This is a genomic window from Massilibacteroides vaginae, assembly GCF_900178525.1.
Lineage (GTDB): Bacteria > Bacteroidota > Bacteroidia > Bacteroidales > Tannerellaceae > Massilibacteroides > Massilibacteroides vaginae.
Map to the genome: position 1 here is coordinate 1 of NZ_FXDJ01000001.1, position 1742 is coordinate 1742.

The 1742-nt window shown below is 34.5% G+C and carries 1 protein-coding gene; it reads right to left on the reverse strand.

The window, feature by feature from the left end; all coding sequences use genetic code 11:
* Positions 1–774: 774 nt before the first annotated feature.
* Positions 775–1341 carry a Panacea domain-containing protein gene (locus B9Y81_RS00010; protein WP_085534958.1) on the reverse strand — a complete coding sequence of 189 codons (567 nt, stop codon included), beginning with the start codon at positions 1339–1341 and terminating at the stop codon, positions 775–777.
* Positions 1342–1742: the final 401 nt, after the last annotated feature.

Genomic DNA, 1742 nt, shown 5'->3' on the forward strand with positions numbered 1-1742 from the left:
TTTTAGCGAAGGAAGTGCAGCCTTGATCTTTTTTGCTTCGTTTTTTGGATCAAGCCAAAAAATGATGTGGGGTCACAGGGGTGAAACCCCTTAAAACCCTGCCCCATCCACTGTCATGTTGAGCCTGTCGAAACATCTCATACCAAGTGACTATTATTAAACAAAGCTTTATGCAGAGATCTCTCCACTCCGGTCGAGATGACAAGGGAAGGTGGTCGAGATGACAGGGAGGAGTGGTTGGATTGAAAAAGAAAGGTGAATTGAATGACAAGAAATAATAATATTCTATCGGGTAAAGAGTAGATAAATATGGGAACATGTAAAAGACATACCTCAAAGAAGTCTTTTGATTTTTCTTTTAACGGATTTAGATTTTTTAAAACAATCAATTATTTGATTGAAAATCTCATCCTTCACTTTTCCCCATACCTTATAATGAATACCTTCTATAGGATAGAAAACAGTAATGTTGCTATATATATCCAACTCGTATCCATATAGAAATGTGTTAAAATCGAACTTCTTTCCGCAATCTGTTATTTCTTTTCGGTTTGAAAAGAAATAACAATTTTGATTTGCTTCAGGAATTTCAATACATTCTGAATCTTTAGTTAATTCGAAAAAAGAAGGCACGTGATCTTTCCGCGTAGGCAATGACAAAATAAGACTATTCCCATCTATCAGCTTTATGATTAACCCATATTTCGATTTCGCCGGGTTTCCATTTTTAAAATAAAAAGGATCAAAATAATATATGTATCCTTCAAGAAGCATTTAATGAAATTCTTTATACGACTTATAAATACTCTGTTTGATTGGGTCGTGTTTAAGCAGATCCATAAGATCTATTTCAAACTCAGTATTGCTAATTAATCCGTTTTGTAGTTCTTTCAAGATATTTTTTTCCTTAGCAATATTATACCATAGTGAATTCTCCCTGTGAGTATATGCGACAAGCTCATCCGATTTTTTGCTACCAAATAGCTCAATTACCTTATCCATCAACTCAATATCATTGTCCGTAAATTCATCATCGTTAAATTTAGCTTTAGCTTTGATATAGCTATTCTCAATTTTAATATATGGTTTTAGCTGAGTAGGACTTGAAGAAGATAAGTCTACGAACATTTCTTCTGACAAAGGACCATATTTCCATACTTTATAGGTTAAATCCAGAAAAGGAATACCACCTCTTTGAATCGAATACTCATCAAGTATATAAAACAACTTTAAAAGTTTAGTTTTTGACAAATACCCGATTCTTTCAGCTAAATAAATGGCTGTATTACCAATTTTATTCAACTGTTCTTCATTATATATAATGTAGGGTTTTAATGCCATGATTTTTAATTTCGTATTGTTTCCTTATGCGGTGTACCTTTAGTCCTTAAGGATACTTTTTGACAAAGATACATATAGTTTACTATAAGGATTGTATTTGATCTATTTTTTTACCGTCTCAGCTATTTATACTCAACCTATTCTTTTACTGTTTAATGAAGCCATACGCAGAGATCTCTCCACTTCGGTCGAGATGACGGGGGAGGTTTACAAACATAATCATCTGATATTCTCTTGATTCCCCACTGTCATGTTGAGCCTGTCGAAACATCTCATACCAAGTGACTATTATTGAACGAAGCCCTATGCAGAGATCTCTCCACTCCGGTCGAGATGACAGGGAAAGTAGGTTAGGTTAAAAAAGGAGGGCGGTCGAGATGACAAGGGAGGATAGTCCGGTA